The following is a 17,208-nucleotide window of genomic DNA, read 5'->3' on the forward strand; positions in this document are numbered from 1 at the left end:
GGAGCAACGGCCGGGCTGCTGGATGGGTCGAAAGAATGGACGTGGGACGGCCCGAGCCGCCCCACGCCGTTGGGCTATTCGGCCGCGACTGCGAGCGGGGCCTCGGTCTCTTCGTCCGAGGACTCCTCGTCGTCGGCCAGGAAGGCGGGAAGCGCCTCCTCGCCGTCCTCGGCCGGGAGCCCGTCGACCGGCTCGCTTTGGTCGATCAGGCGCAGCGGCTCCGGCAGCCAGCCGGTGTCGGCCAGCAGGCGCTCGGCCTCCTTGGCCATGTCGCCCTTCTTCAGGTGGTCGATGAGCTGGGCCGCGCGTTCGCCGGCGCCTTCGCACACGGCCGCGAGGATGCGGGGCTTGGTGACGCGACCGAGATAGTTCTCGACCGTGGGCCTGAAGCCGGCGTCCACCATGTCGAGGCCGGTGGCGCGGGCCAGCCGATCCGCCTCCGCCATGCGCCGGTCGAGACCCGACTGCGACACGCCGTTGCCGTTGTAGGGATTGGGCCGCTCATAGAGGGCGTTGATCCCGTAGCTGACGCAATGGGCGAGCAGCGCCATGCGGCTGGCGTCGTCGAGCGCGGCGAGCCAGTCCCACAGCGTGTCCTCGTCGGACGGCAGGTCCGCCTTCCAGTCCTCGTGCCGCTGGGTGACGGATTTGGCATAGGCCGTCTCGGCGAGATCCTTGCCCTGTTCGCGGAAGAAGACGTGATTGACGGAAGCCTGAAGGCTTGCGCCCGACGTGCCCGTCCGCTGGAAGGTGTCGCGCACCAGCTTGTGCAGCAGGGCGGTGAACGCGACATGGGGATTGGCGCCCACGGCATCACGAAGCGCCAGGGTGCGGTGTGCCGTCAACTCGGTGACGAGCCGTTCGGGCAACGGCTTGATGACGTCTTCCTCGTCGTCTTCCTCCGGCTCGGCCTGCTGGCCACCGATGGTGATGACGGCGCGCTGGACGCTGCCCGCCGCCGCGACATCGGTGTCGACGGTCTCCGCATCACCCTCGGGATTATCGACGCCGACCGGGGCCCCGTCCTCGGGTCGGACATAGCCGCGATCAACGACGATCTCGCCGTCGCGGTCGATGCTGATGAAGACGCCCGCACGGGCAATGTCGGCCGCCTCGTAGATGACCGGGCGCTTCTCGAAGGCATCGATCGCCGCCTCGATCTCGCCGAGACGCTGGTCGATCTCGTCGGGCAGTTCGTCGGCGCCGTCGTATTCGGCCTCGATCCGCTCGTATTCCTCGCGCAGCGCCTCGCGGGCCGCACGCTCGTCATCAGTCAGATCGACGAAGGTGAAGTCGAGAGCCCGCAGGCCATGATCGTAGCCGTAAGGCAGGTCGGTATCGACGGTGATCCACTTCCAGCCCTCGGCGGCGATGTCCTCGGCGACGGTCTTCAGCTTGTCGGAGACGAGTTGGTCGAGAAGCGCGGGATCTTGCAGCCAGCCGCCTTCGTCCTGCTGGAACAGATCGCGCAGCACACTGCCACCGGCCTGTTCATAGGCTTCGACACCGACGAACAGAGCTCGCTTGTCGGCCGCGGGCACCGTGGTTTCGGTCAGCAGTTGGCGAATATGCCATGGCTGGCGATTGTAGGAGGTCTGGACCGCCTCCCAGGCCTGCGCCTGGCGTGCATGATCGGGATTGACCGTGAACGCCATGAGCATTTCGAGCGTCATGCCGTCCTCGGCATAGATCTCGTGGAGCACGGGCGAGACGGCCGCGAGGCGCAGGCGCTGCTTGACGACCTGGGCCGTGGTGAAGAAGGCCGCAGCGATCTCCTCCTCGGTCATGCCCTTACGGCGCATATCGAGAAAGGCCCGGAACTGATCGAGGGGATGCAGCGGCACCCGCTGGGTGTTCTCGGCCAGGCTGTCGTCCTCGGCGAGGATCGGCGTCGAGGGATCGCGCACGACGCAGGGCACCGGCGCGGTCTTGGCAAGACGCTTCTGCTTCACGAGGATCGCGAGCGCCTGATAGCGGCGGCCGCCGGCGGGCACCTCGAACATGCCGGTCTCGGCGCCATCGGCATCGAGGACCGGGCGAACATTGAGGCTCTGGAGGAGCGTGCCGCGGCGGGCGATATCCTCGGCCAATTCCTCGACCGAGACGCCGGCCTTGACGCGGCGGACGTTCGCCTGGCTGAGGACGAGCTTGTTGAAGGGGATGTCGCGCGAGGGCGACAGGACGATTTTCTGGGTGGCGGTAGCCATCGTGGTAGTCTCCGCGACGGGCGCCGAGAGCCTCTCTCTCGACCTCAAACCCGTCACGAAGCGAAGCGCCGCCCTCTCACTCTAAGAGGGCAGCGCCACCGAACCGGCGTCGGATCGTCGTGCAATCGGAAAGCCGGGTAACCGGAAGGTCGTAAAAAAGCGGGGAGCCGGAAATCCGGCTTTGCGTGTCTGCGGGTTTCAGGCGGATCAGACCCCGCACATGCCCTCGCATTCGTTCGGCCAGAGATCGAGCTGGCCGTGATCGGCCGCGGTCGAAAGATCGGCCTGGTCGAGCGGGACGGCGGAACGGTGAAGATAGACCTCGCCACGGATGCCCCGGAAGCCGGTGCGAATGGCGGCGTCGATGGATACGGCGTCGGCCCATGCCTCGGGATCATGGTCGCGCATGTGCCGCCAATGATCGTCGGAATGAAACGGGCAGCCGATGCAGGCGCTTTTGGGCGGCACGGGATAGTCGTGCCGCTCCAGCCAGCGCAGGCAATCCTGACGGGTCATGCCCTGCTCGATCAGAGGCCAGCGGTTGACCTGCCAGCTCTCGAACGAGGGTTTCATACGTAGCGCCTCGTCGAGCGAAATGCCGATCCATTGCTCGGCGACCGGCGATGCGGGCGAGCGCCGCCCGGCGATGTCGAGCAGTTCGCGCACCTTTCGTCGGATCGGCACGATCTTGTAGTCGCCGGTGCATTGACGCCGGATCATGCCGACGCCGACGCGCTCGGTCGCCACGATGCGGGAGCCGACGACGACGAGATCGCCGTTCTCATCCTCGTCATACACGGGAAGCTCGCTTCCGGCCGGCGTCACGGCGCGGGTGAAGGCCGGGATCGAGGCCCATCGCTCGCCGCGCGCGCCGGCGAGCAAGTCGGCGCGCAGATCTCCGGCCGAGACGATGTGGACGGGGAACGGCAGGACATTGGGCGATCGCAGCCAGGCGAGATGGTCATAGACGGCCTGCGGCTCCCAGCCTGTGTCGGCGAAGATCGCGCAATCGGGCATGGGGCCGATCACGCCATGCGCGGCCATCAGGGCGAGCGTGGTGGACTGGACGCCGGCGCCGAGGCTGAGCACGCGCAGGCGGATGTCGGCCGCCTGTTCGGGATCGGGGATGAAGCCGGGAAAGGCGAGCGCGTTCATCACGCCGCCTCCCGCTCGTCGTCGGCCGCGCCGAGGCTGCCGGTATCCGGCAGGAAGCCGAGCAGCCAGTCGGCCGCCTTGCTGGCCTGGGAGGCGGCGCGGACGATGGCGCGGTTGTCCTCGCGCAGCACATCGAGCCAGGAGCCGATATAGTCGGCGTGGCGGACGGTCGGCGCGATGCCGAGGGAGGCGCAGCAGAAGGCGGCGTTGATCTCGGCGATCAGCTCCTCGAAGGCGTATTTCTTGGTGCCGAAGGAGCCGGAGAAGTCCCGGTTCAGGCGGGACGGATGGCCCGTCGCATGGCCGAGCTCATGCAGCGCCGTCCGGTGCCAATTGATCGGCTCGAAGTACGCCTGCGGCGGCGGGACCATGACGAAGTCCTGCGCGAGGACGTAGTAGGCCCGATTGCTGCCGATGCGGAAGTCGATCCCGGTCGCCTGGATCAGCGCCTCGACGCGCGGCTCGATCAGGCCCGGCAGAGGCGGGGGAGCGACGGCCGCGATCTCCTTGGCCAGGCCCTCGCATTGGGCGGCGTTGAAGACCGTGAAGCGCTTCAGAAACGGAATTGCCTGGGCTTCCTCGCCGGTCTCGCGGGCGCGGCGCTTCTCGTCCTCGGGGGTGAAGCGGTCGGCATAGACAACGGTGGTGCCGCGCTCGCCCTTTCTGACATTGCCGCCGAGCGACAGCGCCTGGCGGAAGGTGAGCCAGCTCTGGCCGGGGAACCCATGCTCGATCACGGCGCCCCAGAGGATCAGGACATTGATCCCCGAATAGTGCCGGCCGGTGGCGGCGTTCCTCGGCATGGCGAGCGGCGCCTTGGCCGCGGCCGTGCCCCAGGGCTGGACCCAGGGAAAACGGCCGGCCTCCAACTCGCCGATGATCTTGTTGGTGATATCGTCGTAAAGGCTCGCCCGATCCGAGCCGGGGCGCGCGCTGCGATCCTGTCTGGACATCGCGGTTCTCCGCGACGGGCGCCGGAGACCTCTTCCCCAGCCCTCAACCCGTCACGGCAAACCCGGTCCGCACTCTCACTCTAAAGGGGGCGTTGCGGGGCAGGCTGTGAAAAAACTCCTTGCCCCGCCTTGATTGTTCGGCCGTCACGCAACATATAAAGTTGCATGAGAAGAGATAGCCGGTTATCGGGCGTGCTCCACGTCCTGCTGCACATGGCGGAGCATCCCGGGCCGTGCACTTCCGACATGCTGGCCCGCGCGATGGATACCAATCCCGTGGTGATCCGCCGGCTTATGTCAGGCCTGCGGGACCGAGGCTACGTGCAATCCGAAAAGGGCCATGGCGGCGGCTGGACGATCGCCTGCGATCTCAGCGCGGTCACGCTCCGCGACATCTACGAAGCGCTCGGCAGGCCTGAACTGCTGGCCCTTGGCAACCGCACCGATGAGCCCGGCTGCCTTGTCGAGCAGGCGGTCAACGCAGTGCTCGGCAAGACGTTCGATGAGGCTGAAACGCTTCTTCTTCGCCGCTTCGGCGAAGTCTCCCTCGCCGCGCTGAGCGCCGACTTTCATGTGCGGCTCGCCGAACGCGGCGGATCCATCGCTTTGGAGACCAATCATGCAGAATGACGTCGTCATCATCGGAGGCGCCTTCTCCGGGCTCGCCGCCGCCACCTATCTCGCGCGGGCGCGTCGCCGTGTCTGCGTCATCGACGCGGGGCAACCGCGCAACCGTTTTGCCAAAGCTTCGCATGGCTTTCTGGGGTCCGACGGCAGTGATCCGGCGGCGATTCTGGCCAGGGCGCGCGAACAGCTCGCTGCTTATCCCGGCGTTACAATGGTCGCCGGCGAAGCGGTCGGAGCCCGGGCCGTTGGCGACGGTTTCGTCGTGTCGCTGTCGAGCGGTGAGGAAATTGCAGCGAGCAAGGCGATCCTCGCCTTCGGGCTGCGCGACAGCCTCGAGCCGATGCCCGGCCTTCAGGAACGCTGGGGCAAGTCGGTGCTTCATTGCCCCTACTGCCACGGCTTCGAATTCATCGATCGGCCGCTCGGCGTGCTCGCCCGCACGCCGATGTCGGTGCATCAGGCCTGCCTTGTTGCAGAATGGGGCCCAACGACGCTGTTTCTCAACGGCGTGGAGCTTGAGCAGAAAAGCGCGGAGCCGCTTGCCAGACATGGTGTGACGATCGAGCCTCGCAAGATCAAGCGCCTGGTCGGCGAGGGTTGCGCCCTGTCCGCCGTGGAATTGGAGGACGGAAGCCAGCGACCGGTGGCGGCGCTCTATGTCGCGCCGCAATCCTCGCTGTCCAGTCCAATTGCCATGCAGTTAGGCGCCGCGATCGACGACGGGTCGGTTGGGCCGATGATCCGGACGGACGCCGACAGGATGACCACGGTGCCGGGGCTCTACGCCGCCGGCGACATCGCGCGCGCCCGGCACAGCGTGAGCTGGGCGGTGGCCGATGGCGTCACGGCCGGGACGTCCGTCCACCGCGCGTTGGTGTTTGGCTGATGGACAGAGTCCAGGCCTTCACCGATCCAGGCATCGTTGCGGGCTATGTTGAGGGAACACCGCGCAAGGTGCCGGGGTTGGCTGACCTGCATCGCATGGCGATGCTCCTGCTGGCCGAGCGCGCGCCGGAGACGGCCGCCATCCTCGTCGTGGGTGCCGGCGGAGGGCTTGAATTGAAGGCGTTCGCCGAAGCGCAGCCGAACTGGAGTTTCGTCGGCGTCGATCCTTCAGCCGAGATGCTCGGTCTGGCCCGCCAGCTCCTGGGATCGCTACAGGCGCGTGTTGAACTCCACACGGGTTATGTCGATGCCGCGCCGCAGGAACTGTTCGATGGCGCCACATGCCTGCTTACTCTGCACTTCTTGGCAAAGGACGACCGGCTCCACACCTTGCGAGAAATCCGTCAGCGCTTAAAACTAGGCGCGCCGCTCGTCGTCGCGCATCACAGCTATCCCGGTGACGGTGACCCTTCTACATGGCTGGAGCGGTCGGCAGCCTTCGCGGGCGGACCGGGGGTCGACTTCGCCCATGCGCGCGTGTCGGCGACCAGAATGGCAGAGTCTCTGCCCCTCCTGTCCATTAGCGAGGATGAGGCTGTTCTGCGGGAGGCGGGCTTTTCCGATGTTGCCTTGTTCTACGCGGGCTTTTCCTTCAGGGGCTGGGTTTCACGAGCGTGAGCAGGACGGGGCGTTGCCGGGCAGGCTGTGCTAAAACCCACCAATCGTGCGAGCGCGGCGAATGATTTAACTCGCTCTATGCCGGCGCCTTGGTCTGTCGTGTCAGCCGCGATCGGCGGACAGGGCGATCTCCTGCCGCAGCTGGTCGACCTTCGCGCCGGCCCACTGCCGGGCGTCGTCGCCGAATATGAGCCGCGATGGCACCTTGCCTTGCGAAGCAAGCGCCACGATCCTTGCCGCGAGCAGCTTCGGACCGCCCGGCTGGTTGCCATTGGCTCCGTCAACGAACGCGCGATACTGCGCGATCGCCTCGGCGTAGTCTGGAATGTCGATGGTGCCGAAGCGCGCCGACTTCCGGTCCATGAAGTCGGTACGCAGCATTCCCGGCTCGACCAGGAGCGAACGGACGCCGAGCGGCGCCAACTCCTGCGCAAAGCCCTCCATCCATCCCTCGACCGCGAACTTCGACGCCGAGTAGACCGCGCCCCCGCCGCTGGAGACCAGCCCGCTGACCGATGAGATGGTGACGATGAGGCCCGAGCGACGCGCCCGCATGTGGGGAGCGACCGCGCGCGCGACGTTCATCGTGCCGAACAGGTTGACCTCGAACTGACGCCGCACCGCGGCATCGGTGAAGGTCTCGAAGAAGCCCAGTTCGGCATAACCGGCATTGTTGACCAGCACGTCGATCGCACCGAACCGCTCGGTGGTCTCGGCGGCGACCGAATGCGCGGCTTGGGCGTCGGTGATGTCGAGCGCGAGGGCGTGCAGGCGATCGTGATCGCTCCCATGGGCATCCCGCACCGCGTCGGCGGACCGCGCCGTCGCCACCACCGTTTCGCCCGCATCGAGCGCCGCGCGCGCGATCTCGCGTCCAAGTCCCCGGCTTGCGCCCGTCACCAGCCAAACCTTGCTCATCGCCTGCTCCTCGTTCTTCCACTGTCACTGGCTAGGTAGGTATGCTAATTAATCGAGATAACGGCCTAATTAGTAATAGGCCCAAGTAGCTGGGATCATCAATGCGTCCGGATCAGCTCGGCGACCTCGCCGTCTTCGCGGCGATCGCCTCCGACCGCAGTTTCACGCGGGCGGCGAGACGGCTTGGAGTCACGCAGTCTGCGTTGAGCCAGACCATGAAGCGGCTGGAGGATCAGCTCGGTTTTCGCCTGCTCTCCCGCACGACGCGCAGCGTCGCCCCGACCGCTGCCGGCGAGCGCCTGCTCGCCACCCTGTCGCCGGCGCTGGCCGGGTTGGACGACGAGATCGAGGCGCTGTCCCAGGCACGCGGGGCGGCCATCGGCGCCGTCCGCATCACAACGGGCAAACACGCCGCGGACACGGTGCTGTGGCCGATGCTCCCGTCCTTCATGCGCCGCCACCCCGGTATCGAGGTGGAGGTGTGCGTGGAGGGCGGGATGACCGACATCGTGGCGGGCCGCTACGATGCGGGCATCCGGCTCGGCGAGCGATTGGAGAAGGACATGATCGCGTTGGCGGTCGGGCCACCGCTTCGCGTCGCGGTGGTGGCCGCGCCCGGCTATCTGAGCGACCATCCGGCGCCGATGGAGCCCGCCGACCTCACGGCGCATCGCTGTGTCGCCTACCGTGACGCGCATGGCGACCTGTCCCCTTGGTCGTTCGCGCGCGACGGCCATGCGGTGACGGTCGCGCCAGGCCGCGGGCCGGTGTTCAACGACGGCGACCTGCTGGTGGCCGCCGCCCTTGAGGGTTTCGGCATCCTCTACATCCTGGAGGATCTGGTAGCGGCGCCGATTGCCGATGGCCGTCTCACCCGCCTGCTGGAGCCATGGTGCGAGCCGTTCGCCGGCTACCACCTCTATTACCCCGATCGGCGGGGCACGACGGCGTTCGAACTGTTCAAGGAGGCGCTTCGAGAAAGCAGGGCCGTATGAAAGCGTGTCCAAGCGTCGGCGTCGATTCTCGAAACTCGATCGTTTTCGGGAACGCCGGTGACGCAAGATGGCGGCGGCTATCGCCACCTGCTTCCCGAAAGCCACCGTCCAGAGTCCACCAAGCAACTGTTCGGGTTTTGCTGCGTGATGGGGCGGGGAAGCTGACGACCCGCCGGATCAGATTCCCCATCCGATCCGGCGTCGCTCAATCCTTGGGCAAGGCATAGCGCAGCACCCGGAGCGCATCCTCATCCTCCAGAGAGAGTTCGAGAACCTGGTTGACGAGATCATCGTCAGCACTGAGTTCGACCAGCGCCTGCTCGAAGAGTTCGATCTGCATGTCGAGATCCATGCCGGCCGGGCCATTGAGGCAAACCAGCCCGGCATGGATGGCGACGTCGGCATATTGGCCCTTGGTGCCGGGCCTGTCCTTCGGCCCCCGGAAATCCACCGAGTTCTTGGTGACGAACGTCCAGTCCCCGTCGAGAATGATCGGCTTCAGCTCCCAGTCCTTCAGGCCTGCGAGCTTCATCCAGACGACATGGCTGGTCTCGCCATGCCCCTTTTCCAATGCCAGTTTCGCCAGTTCCGGACTGAGGCACTCATCGATCAGAAACTTCATCCGGCCTTCCTGACCCGAGGTACGCGGCGATCCGTGATGATGACCGAGCCTTCAGGAAGATCGGTGGAAACGCGCGGGCGACCGCGCAGCGGGTTCGCCTCCGCGTAGATTGCGGCGAGTCTGACCTTCTCGGCATCCAGGCTGGGCCAGGCTGCGAGGATGCGCTCGGCCGAATGGCCGGCGGCGACCGATGCCGCCACATCATAGACCGGAACGCGGGTGCCCCGGATGACGGGCGTGCCGCCGAGGATGTCCGGCGAGGTCGTGACCATTTCCCGCGCGGCGGCGAGATCGTCCAGCCGCTCGCTGGCGCCCTTCATGAAGGGCAACAGGTCGATGGTCAGGAAGTCGTCACGCACGGTCCAGTCCTCACGGAGCAGCGCAGCCCAGGGCAGGGCGCGCGATCGCGCGAGCCGAGGCTCCGCGGTCCTGATGGCGGACAGGCGTTCTTCCGAAGTCAGGCGTCTGGCGCTCTCGAAATAGAAGGCGATGAGCGAACAGGCGCCCGCCAGGACGTAGCGGCCGTTGTCGAGCGAGACGAAGGCGTCCGGCAGGATATGCTCGTCGATGACGCGGTTGACGTCGCGCAGGCTCACGCGCGAGACGACGGCGGCCTCGCTGGCCTTCAGCATTTCCGCGACTGAGGGCATGGGAGCCTCCTGATTAAATCTTCCGACGCACCGGAATATATATTGGAGGGTCCGAAATTTCAATCCCTGATCCGGCAGGCTGTAAGAAGAGGAGACAGAGCGACCCGGCATTGCAGCGGCGAATAGGCGGACAAACGCCACCGGCCTCCCTCCGGGCGAGGATATCGCCGCCTTGCCAAGAAAAACCTACGATGTATCATTGGTTTATCGTTCTGTTGGCGAGGCTCGTACATGCTACGCCGCGGCACGAAACAATCCGCTGCGGCCCTCTTGGGCAAGCTGGTCGAGCACCGGCCGGTAGGTGGATAGGAACCGCAAGTTGAGATGGTTGCGCGCCCCCGCAACCATCTCAACTTGCAACCGGCGCAAGTTCTGATTTGAGCCGGTCCCCGCAACCATCTCTAATTGCGGAGTCTGCAAGTTCTGATCAGTGCAGGCTCCCGCAACCAAAAAAGCCCAGTGAACCCAACCGGTTCGCTGGGCTTTTCCTTTTCCGAGCTCGCTAGAGGCCCCAAGTGCCGCCGCCGCTTTTGCTGTTGTGCCCATGTCACACGGGCGTGCGACACGCGCCAAACTCGCTAAGAGAAGAATACGGAAAGTATGCTGATGCTGAAAGCACTGATGATTGCAGCCGCGATCGTTGTCACGGGGAATGGAATGGCCTTGGCGCAGGAGAACCGCATTGATCTCATCCGGCCCGACGCTCCGGAACTTGCCGTCCAGGGCGAACTGGCGGTCGGCGTGCGCACCATCGAACTCACCAATCCCGGTGAGATCGACATTCTGAAAGTCGCGGCCGGCAAGGACCTTCCCACCTATGATCGTCCGCTGACCGTCGAGGTCTGGTATCCGGCCGTCGATGGCGGGGCGCCGACGCCCTATGAGGGCGTGTACCTGCGCGATGGTGAGACACAGGTGACGCTGCATGGCCGCGCGACGCGCGACGTCGAGCCGAAACCCGCAGCCGAAGGCGGGGCTTATCCGCTTGTGATCATCTCGCATGGCTATCCCGGAAATCGGTTCCTGCTCAGTCACCTGGCGGAAAATCTCGCCACGAAGGGCTATGTCGTCGCATCAATCGATCACACGGACTCGACCTATATCGACCAGGGCGCATTCGGCTCGACGCTGGTGAACCGCGCGCTCGATCAGAAATTCGTGCTGAACGAGATGGCGCGCCTGGCGGAAGAGGACGGCGGCTTCCTCTCTGGCCTTCTGGATGCTGGCAATACGGCGATTATCGGTTACTCCATGGGTGGCTATGGCGCGGTCATCTCGGCTGGTGGCGGCCTCACGCAGGCAGCCATGGAGTTCAGTGTAGAGAAGACGCTGGCCGTGCATCTTGCAGGGTCCGAGAGCTATGCCGACCTGCCGGACGAGCGGGTCAAGGCGGTCATTGCCATTGCGCCCTGGGGCATGAACAGAGACCTTTGGGACGCGGAAGGCCTCAAGGGCATCCACAAGCCGATCTTCTATATGGCGGGCAGCGCGGATGACGTCTCGCTCTACGAAGACGGCACGAAGAAGATCTACGAGATGAGCGTGAACGCCCCTGAGCGCTATCTGCTTACCTTTGCGGACGCGAACCACAATGCGGCCGGGCCGATCCCGGCGCCGGTCGAATCGTGGACGGTTTCCGAAAAGCTGGGCCGGGCGCCGTTTGATCATTACGCCGATGCGGTGTGGGATTCGGTGCGGATGAACAACATCGCCCAGCATTTCGCTACGGCCTTCCTCGGAAAGCACTTGAAGGGCGACGCGTCGATGTCTGATTATCTCGACCTGGTCGAGGACGCGGCAGCGGGCGTCTATGCCATGAACGAGGACGGCACGGAGAAGCCCGAGCATACCTATTGGAATGGTTTTGCGAACCGTACCGCCAAGGGTCTGACCCTCATGCACGCAACCTCCCAATAGGGCCAGCCGGCCCGACATGCGATCTTGGCTATTTGAAAGAATAGCCGCATCTCGACACCCAGGAGGGCGCGGAAATGCTCGTCGCCCTCCACGGCTTTGCATTTGAGCGTTTCGATTTCGCCCGAACAACATCCCGTTAGAACAAGGTGGGTGCAATTGATGGCTGCCGGTTCGCCGTTGGACTCGCGCAGGATTTTGTCGCCAGCTGCTAACTCATCCTCGGTACGGTAGCGCTCGCGTCTGATTTGCTTGTAGCGCTTGACCTTCCAACATGGCAAAGCCAAGTGCTTTGCTGGGCTTTTCCTTTTCTGGCAAGGCTGCCATGTGCGTTTGGGCGGTGCATTGGCTGCGCCGTGATGCTTTACCAGAGCGCCCGGGGCGGCAGGGAGAGTTATCGTGAGCGCGGATATTCGGTCGGTGAGGCGCTAGTATGGCCATTCCAAATGCAGTTGCGGGCCTGTTGCGGCGTCCCGCCAGGCTGGGTGACGAGGTTTATTCGGCCATTTTTGCGCGCATCATGTCCGGGGAGATCGAGCCGGGCGGCCGGATCGGCGTTGATGCCCTGGCCAGGCAATTGGGCGTGTCGCAGACCCCGATCCGCGAGGCTTTGGGGCGGCTCGAGGCCGAGGGGCTGGTCGTCAAGACGCATCTGGTGGGCTATAGCGTGGCCCCGCAATTGAGTGCGCGCCAATTGGCCGAGCTTTATGAAATGCGGCTGTTGATCGAGCCCTTTGCCGCGCGCAAATGCGCCGAGGTGATGCCCGAGCCGGTGATCGTCCAGATCGAGGCTTTGTGCGCCGATATGGCGGGGCTGGCCTATGCCGAGGGGCTGGATGCCTATGCCCAGTTCGGCCAGCTCGACATGGCCTTTCACGACCAGATTGCGGTGAGTGCCGGCAATGAATTGCTGCTGCAGGCGCTGGCGGGGCTGCATGCCCATGTCCACCTGTTCCGCCTGGTGCGTGAGCCCAGGGTGACCCGCACCGTACTCGACGAGCACGAGGCGCTGGTGGCAGCGATCAAGGCGCGCGATCCCGCTGGCGCCGAGCAGGCCATGCGCCGCCATATCGAGCGCTCGCATGCCCGGTTTGCGGCGGCGTGAGGAACTGGGTAAGTTGCGGCCTCGCCTGAACTGGAGCCTTGCATGAGTTCTCGTATCGTACCCGTCATTCTGGCCGGCGGCCAGGGAACGCGGCTATGGCCGATGTCGCGGGCGGCGCGGCCCAAGCAATTCCTGCCATTGACGGGGGCACAGAGCCTGTTCCAGCAGACGCTGGCCCGGGTGGCGGACGGCGGAGTTTATACCCCCGCCATCATCATCACCAATGCTGACTATCGCTTTATCGTGGCCGAACAGGCCAGCGAAATGGGCGCGCCCCTGGCCGGTGTGCTGCTCGAGCCGGTGGCTCGCAATACGGCGGTGGCGATCGCAGCGGCGGCGGTTTTTGCGCGCAATGCGTTTGGCGCCGAAGCGGTGCTGCATGTGCTGCCATCCGATCACGATGTGACGGTCGATGCGGGCTATCTAATGGCGGTGCAGCGGGCGGCGGCTGCGGCTGCCGGGGGGCAGCTGGTCACCTTCGGCATTGTGCCGGCAGCGCCCGAAACGGGCTATGGTTACATCAAGGCCGGTGCCGCTCTGGGCGAGGGCGTCAACGCGGTCGAACGGTTCGTTGAAAAGCCCGATCTGATGCGCGCCGAGCAGATGCTGGCCGATGGCGGCTATCTGTGGAATTCGGGCATGTTCATGATCGGGGCCGAGGCATTCCTCGCCGAATGCGCGGCGCTGTCGCCCGATACACTGGCAGCGGCCCGTGGCGCGGTCGAGGCGGCGCGGATTGATCTCGATTTCGTGCGGCTCGATGAGGCGGCGTTTGCCACGGCGCCCAATATTTCGGTCGATTACGCGATTTTTGAGAAGACCAGCCATGCCGCCGTGGTCGGTGTCAGTTTCGGCTGGTCCGACCTGGGCAGTTGGGACGCGGTCTGGAAAGCGCAGGAGCACGACGCGGCGGGCAATGCCGGCAGCGGTTCGGTAACGTTCAGCCATACCTCAAATTCACTGGTCGTCACCGACCATGCCCATGTGGCGGTCGAGGGGCTGGACGATATCGCGGTGATCGCCAGCGAAGACGCCATCTATGTCGGCAAGCTGTCCGAAGCGCAGAAAGTGGGGCCACTGGTCAAGCTGCTGCGCGCCGGCAAGGACACTGTGGGGCTGACCGAAATTCATCGCACTGCCTATCGCCCCTGGGGCGGCTATGCCTCAGTGCTCAATGGCGAGCGCTTCCAGGTCAAGCGCCTCTTCGTCAAGCCGGGCAAGAAACTCAGCCTGCAAAAGCACCATCACCGCTCCGAACATTGGGTCGTGGTGCGCGGCACCGCCGAGGTGACGCTGGATGGCGTGGTGACCATGCTGGCCGAAAACCAATCGATCTACCTGCCGCTGGGCTGTACGCACCGGCTGGCCAATCCGGGCAAGATCGAGTTGGAGCTGATCGAAGTACAGACCGGCTCGTATCTCGGGGAAGACGATATCATCCGCATCGAGGATGAGTTCGGCCGGGCTTAGGGGAGGGGTTGCCGATCTGCGGCCGCCCATGCAGGCAGGGTCGGGACTCCACGCCGCATTGACGACTAACATGTTAGTTGCTAGGCCAGCGCCCAGACCATTCCGGAGCCCGCCATGCCGTCCCTCGACAAGATTCTCACCATCGAAGAAATGATGGCTGCGGCAAAGCGCAAGGTGCCCAAGCAGTTCTTCGACTATGCCGATAGCGGCGCCTGGACCGAGAGCACCTATCGCGCCAATCAGGAGGACTTCCAAAAGATCAAGCTGCGCCAGCGCGTGGCGGTCAATATGGAAGGGCGCAGCCTTGCCACCACCATGACCGGCGAAAAGGCGAGCATGCCCGTGGCCATCGCGCCGACAGGCCTCACCGGCATGCAGTGCGCCGATGGCGAGATCAAGGCGGCCCGCGCTGCCGAAAAATTCGGCGTGCCCTTCACGCTCTCCACCATGGCGATCTGCTCCATCGAGGACGTGGCCGAGAACACGACCAAACCCTTCTGGTTCCAGCTCTATGTGATGCGTGACCGCGCCTTTATCGAGCGGCTGATCGATCGCGCCAAGGCGGCCAAATGCTCGGCCCTGGTGTTGACCATGGATCTGCAGATCCTGGGCCAGCGCCACAAGGATTTGCGCAATGGCATGTCCGCCCCGCCCAAATTCACCCCGCGCTTCGTGTTTGAAATGGCCCGCAAGCCAGGCTGGGCCTTGGGCATGCTGGGCACCAGGCGGCACAGCTTCCGCAATATTGTCGGCCATGTCGAAAATGCCGGCGACCTGTCCAAACTTTCCGCCTGGACCGCCAATCAGTTCGATCCGGCGCTGAGCTGGAAGGATGTCGCCTGGGTCAAGGAGCGCTTTGGCGGCCCCGTCATCGTCAAGGGCATCCTCGACGCCGATGATGCCAGGGCCGCCGTCGCCCATGGCGCCGATGCCATCATCGTCTCCAACCATGGCGGCCGCCAACTCGATGGCGCGCCCTCTTCGATCCGCGTGCTGCCCGAGATCGTCGACGCGGTGGGCAATACCACCGATATCTATCTCGATGGCGGCATCCGCTCCGGCCAGGACGTGCTCAAGGCCATGGCGCTTGGCGCCAAGGGCACTTTTATCGGCCGCGCCTTCCTCTGGGGCCTGGGGGCCGGTGGGGAAGCCGGCGTCACCCGCACGCTGCAGATCATCCAGCGTGAGCTCGATATCACCATGGCGCTGTGCGGCCAACGCGATATTCAGGATGTCGGCCCGCACAACATCTATTCCATCGACTTGCCGCCACGGAATTCTCCGCCCGGCGCCAATCGCTAGCCACTTGCCAGCGCCCCGGCCTTCCCCTCAAATGCTGTTCAAAAACGGGGGAATTGACGTGGCCGGGGTTCTTGAGCGCATCGACGCAAAATTCGACGACCTGACCATTGGCAGCGCGGCGCTCGAAGTGCTGTATGACCAGTGCCGCTGGGCCGAAGGGCCGGTCTGGTTTGGCGATGGAAATGCGCTGGTGTGGAGCGACATTCCCAATAACCGCATGCTGCGCTGGGTGCCCGATGGCGGTGTCAGCCCTTTCCGCACGCCCTCCAATTACGTCAATGGCAATAGTCGCGACCGGCAGGGGCGTTTGATCTCCTGCTCGCATGGCGCCCGCGCCGTGCTGCGCACCGAAATCGACGGGACTATCACCACCCTGGTCGATCGCCACCAGGGCAAGCGGCTCAATTCGCCCAATGATGTCGTGGTCAAATCGGACGGCACGATCTGGTTCACCGACCCGCCTTACGGCATCCTCTCCGATTATGAAGGGCATAAATCGGACCAAGAACAGGCCGGCTGCTACGTCTATCGCTTCGATCCGGCCGATGGTTCACTCATTGTGGTCGCCGACGATTTCGCCAAGCCTAATGGGTTGGCCTTTTCGCCGGACGAAAGCCTGCTCTATGTCTCCGATACCGGCCGCAGCCATAATCCGGACTGGCCGGCCCAGATCCGCAAATTCACCGTTAATGGCGCCAGGCTCAGCAATCCTGGTGTGTTTGCCGATATCGACAGCGGTCTGCCCGATGGCTTCCGCCTGGATACCGAAGGCAATATCTGGACCAGCGCCGGGCCCGGTGTAAACGTCTACAATCCCGCCGGCGCCCTGCTCGGCCGCATCCATACCGGCCAATCGACCTCCAATGTCGCCTTTGGCGGTCCGGCCCGCAACCGGCTCTTCATCACCTCGAGCCAGTATCTGATGTCGATCTACGTCACCGCCACGGGCCTGCAATATCCTTGATCGACCGCAGCACTGCCATCGCCCGATATCTGCGGTTCGAAGCGGTCCCGAGCCTGCCCGATATAAGGCTTTACACCGCCCATCCCGGCAGCCGGCTTTCGCAATTTGCCGGGGATGAAGACGACCCGCCAGCGCCCTATTGGGCCTATCAATGGGCCGGCGGGCTGGCTTTGGCGCAGCATTTTCGGGCGCATCCGGAACTGGTGCGGGGCAAGCGCGTGCTCGATCTGGGCGCGGGTTCGGGCCTGGTTGGGATCGCCGCCGCCAAATTGGGTGCCCAAGCCAGTGCCGCCGAAATCGACCCCAATGGCCGCGCGGCCATTGGCCTTAATGCGGCGGCCAATGGCGTGGCGCTGCCGCTGGTCGATATCGATCTGGGGGACGCGCCGCAGGATTTCGAGCTGATCGCGGCGGGCGACGTCTTCTACAATGCCGAAGTCGCGGGGCTCATGCTGCCGTTTCTGACGCGCTGCGCTGCCGCTGGTCTTGACGTGCTGACCGGCGATCCTGATCGCCGGGATTTGCCGCTCGCTCGATTGGAACGCTTAGCGTCCTATGCGGTGGGCGATGTTGGGGATGCGCGGGCGAGCACGGAGCGCGTGGGGTCGGTCTATCGGTTGACCTGAGAAACCTCTGCAGTCACCGCATCTCCCTCGGGCTTGACCCGAGGGCCATTCACCGCTTGCGCCGTGTTGATAGTGGCCATCGGGTCAAGCCCGAGGGAGATGCGGTGGGTGTTAAAGCGTCAGGGACTAATCCCTAC

General features: G+C 64.8%; 16 protein-coding genes. 10 read left to right on the plus strand and 6 right to left on the minus strand.

Going from position 1 to position 17,208, the window contains the following annotated elements:
• Positions 1-74: 74 nt before the first annotated feature.
• The 3 genes from FF80_RS18805 to FF80_RS18815 form a co-directional block, all read right to left on the minus strand.
• Complete coding sequence (locus tag FF80_RS18805; protein WP_035103160.1) at positions 75-2,207, minus strand: ParB/RepB/Spo0J family partition protein; 2,133 nt, start codon at positions 2,205-2,207, stop codon at positions 75-77.
• 207 nt (positions 2,208-2,414) lie between these two features.
• Positions 2,415-3,362, minus strand: a complete 948-nt coding sequence (locus FF80_RS18810) for a hypothetical protein (RefSeq protein WP_035103162.1) — start codon at positions 3,360-3,362, stop codon at positions 2,415-2,417.
• Complete coding sequence (locus tag FF80_RS18815) at positions 3,362-4,315, minus strand: zincin-like metallopeptidase domain-containing protein (protein ID WP_035103164.1); 954 nt, start codon at positions 4,313-4,315, stop codon at positions 3,362-3,364. The genes FF80_RS18810 and FF80_RS18815 overlap by 1 nt, the downstream gene beginning before the upstream one ends.
• Before the next feature lie 165 nt (positions 4,316-4,480).
• Here FF80_RS18815 and FF80_RS18820 point away from each other — a divergent pair, with 165 nt between their 5' ends.
• Genes FF80_RS18820 through FF80_RS18830 form a run of 3 tightly spaced genes read left to right on the plus strand, consistent with a single transcriptional unit; the run spans position 4,481 to position 6,505 of the window.
• Entirely contained in the window at positions 4,481-4,945 is a 465-nt protein-coding gene (locus tag FF80_RS18820; RefSeq protein ID WP_035103167.1) for an Rrf2 family transcriptional regulator, read from the plus strand.
• Complete coding sequence (locus FF80_RS18825; protein ID WP_035103168.1) at positions 4,935-5,828, plus strand: NAD(P)/FAD-dependent oxidoreductase; 894 nt, start codon at positions 4,935-4,937, stop codon at positions 5,826-5,828. The genes FF80_RS18820 and FF80_RS18825 overlap by 11 nt, the downstream gene beginning before the upstream one ends.
• Positions 5,828-6,505 (plus strand): class I SAM-dependent methyltransferase, encoded by a 678-nt coding sequence (locus FF80_RS18830; RefSeq protein WP_035103169.1) that lies wholly within the window; start codon positions 5,828-5,830, stop codon positions 6,503-6,505. Before FF80_RS18825 ends, FF80_RS18830 begins: the two co-directional genes overlap by 1 nt.
• A 102-nt stretch (positions 6,506-6,607) precedes the next feature.
• Here the strand turns inward: FF80_RS18830 and FF80_RS18835 are convergent, their stop codons facing one another.
• The gene (locus tag FF80_RS18835; RefSeq protein WP_035103170.1) at positions 6,608-7,423 is read right to left on the minus strand and encodes an SDR family NAD(P)-dependent oxidoreductase; all 816 of its coding nucleotides are present in this window, start codon (positions 7,421-7,423) and stop codon (positions 6,608-6,610) included.
• A 101-nt stretch (positions 7,424-7,524) separates the two neighbouring features.
• Between FF80_RS18835 and FF80_RS18840 the strand changes: the two genes are divergently transcribed.
• Positions 7,525-8,418, plus strand: a complete 894-nt coding sequence (locus tag FF80_RS18840; protein WP_035103171.1) for a LysR family transcriptional regulator — start codon at positions 7,525-7,527, stop codon at positions 8,416-8,418.
• A gap of 205 nt (positions 8,419-8,623) precedes the next feature.
• Here FF80_RS18840 and FF80_RS18845 read toward each other — a convergent pair whose 3' ends face one another.
• Complete coding sequence (locus FF80_RS18845) at positions 8,624-9,040, minus strand: DUF5615 family PIN-like protein (RefSeq protein ID WP_035103172.1); 417 nt, start codon at positions 9,038-9,040, stop codon at positions 8,624-8,626.
• Positions 9,037-9,690, minus strand: a complete 654-nt coding sequence (locus FF80_RS18850; protein WP_035103173.1) for a DUF433 domain-containing protein — start codon at positions 9,688-9,690, stop codon at positions 9,037-9,039. Before FF80_RS18850 ends, FF80_RS18845 begins: the two co-directional genes overlap by 4 nt.
• Before the next feature lie 606 nt (positions 9,691-10,296).
• Here FF80_RS18850 and FF80_RS18860 point away from each other — a divergent pair.
• The 6 genes from FF80_RS18860 to FF80_RS18885 all read left to right on the plus strand — a co-directional run bounded on the left by FF80_RS18860 (position 10,297) and on the right by FF80_RS18885 (position 17,071).
• Complete coding sequence (locus tag FF80_RS18860; RefSeq protein ID WP_244445828.1) at positions 10,297-11,607, plus strand: dienelactone hydrolase; 1,311 nt, start codon at positions 10,297-10,299, stop codon at positions 11,605-11,607.
• 430 nt (positions 11,608-12,037) lie between these two features.
• Complete coding sequence (locus FF80_RS18865; RefSeq protein WP_052153761.1) at positions 12,038-12,709, plus strand: GntR family transcriptional regulator; 672 nt, start codon at positions 12,038-12,040, stop codon at positions 12,707-12,709.
• A 42-nt stretch (positions 12,710-12,751) separates the two neighbouring features.
• Positions 12,752-14,179, plus strand: a complete 1,428-nt coding sequence (locus FF80_RS18870; protein WP_035103175.1) for a mannose-1-phosphate guanylyltransferase/mannose-6-phosphate isomerase — start codon at positions 12,752-12,754, stop codon at positions 14,177-14,179.
• A 114-nt stretch (positions 14,180-14,293) separates the two neighbouring features.
• A complete protein-coding gene (locus FF80_RS18875) occupies positions 14,294-15,481 on the plus strand; it encodes an alpha-hydroxy acid oxidase (protein ID WP_035103177.1) in 1,188 nt (395 codons plus the stop codon).
• A gap of 58 nt (positions 15,482-15,539) precedes the next feature.
• The gene (locus tag FF80_RS18880) at positions 15,540-16,445 is read left to right on the plus strand and encodes an SMP-30/gluconolactonase/LRE family protein (protein ID WP_244445829.1); all 906 of its coding nucleotides are present in this window, start codon (positions 15,540-15,542) and stop codon (positions 16,443-16,445) included.
• Positions 16,442-17,071, plus strand: coding sequence for a 50S ribosomal protein L11 methyltransferase (locus tag FF80_RS18885; RefSeq protein WP_244445830.1), 630 nt, complete (start codon positions 16,442-16,444; stop codon positions 17,069-17,071). Before FF80_RS18880 ends, FF80_RS18885 begins: the two co-directional genes overlap by 4 nt.
• The last annotated feature ends 137 nt before the right edge of the window (positions 17,072-17,208 follow it).

It is taken from the genome of Devosia sp. LC5 (genome assembly GCF_000735585.1).
Lineage (GTDB): Bacteria > Pseudomonadota > Alphaproteobacteria > Rhizobiales > Devosiaceae > Devosia.

What these genes read in the sequence shown, in the direction of transcription:
- FF80_RS18845 (WP_035103172.1), bottom strand. Translation starts at nt 9,040, where the DNA reads ATGAAGTTTCTGATCGATGAGTGCCTCAGTCCGGAACTGGCGAAACTG.
- FF80_RS18860 (WP_244445828.1), top strand. Translation starts at nt 10,297, where the DNA reads ATGCTGAAAGCACTGATGATTGCAGCCGCGATCGTTGTCACGGGGAAT.
- FF80_RS18805 (WP_035103160.1), bottom strand. Translation starts at nt 2,207, where the DNA reads ATGGCTACCGCCACCCAGAAAATCGTCCTGTCGCCCTCGCGCGACATC.
- FF80_RS18875 (WP_035103177.1), top strand. Translation starts at nt 14,294, where the DNA reads ATGCCGTCCCTCGACAAGATTCTCACCATCGAAGAAATGATGGCTGCG.
- FF80_RS18835 (WP_035103170.1), bottom strand. Translation starts at nt 7,423, where the DNA reads ATGAGCAAGGTTTGGCTGGTGACGGGCGCAAGCCGGGGACTTGGACGC.
- FF80_RS18850 (WP_035103173.1), bottom strand. Translation starts at nt 9,690, where the DNA reads ATGCCCTCAGTCGCGGAAATGCTGAAGGCCAGCGAGGCCGCCGTCGTC.
- FF80_RS18840 (WP_035103171.1), top strand. Translation starts at nt 7,525, where the DNA reads ATGCGTCCGGATCAGCTCGGCGACCTCGCCGTCTTCGCGGCGATCGCC.
- FF80_RS18870 (WP_035103175.1), top strand. Translation starts at nt 12,752, where the DNA reads ATGAGTTCTCGTATCGTACCCGTCATTCTGGCCGGCGGCCAGGGAACG.
- FF80_RS18810 (WP_035103162.1), bottom strand. Translation starts at nt 3,362, where the DNA reads ATGAACGCGCTCGCCTTTCCCGGCTTCATCCCCGATCCCGAACAGGCG.
- FF80_RS18865 (WP_052153761.1), top strand. Translation starts at nt 12,038, where the DNA reads ATGGCCATTCCAAATGCAGTTGCGGGCCTGTTGCGGCGTCCCGCCAGG.
- FF80_RS18815 (WP_035103164.1), bottom strand. Translation starts at nt 4,315, where the DNA reads ATGTCCAGACAGGATCGCAGCGCGCGCCCCGGCTCGGATCGGGCGAGC.
- FF80_RS18820 (WP_035103167.1), top strand. Translation starts at nt 4,481, where the DNA reads ATGAGAAGAGATAGCCGGTTATCGGGCGTGCTCCACGTCCTGCTGCAC.
- FF80_RS18825 (WP_035103168.1), top strand. Translation starts at nt 4,935, where the DNA reads ATGCAGAATGACGTCGTCATCATCGGAGGCGCCTTCTCCGGGCTCGCC.
- FF80_RS18830 (WP_035103169.1), top strand. Translation starts at nt 5,828, where the DNA reads ATGGACAGAGTCCAGGCCTTCACCGATCCAGGCATCGTTGCGGGCTAT.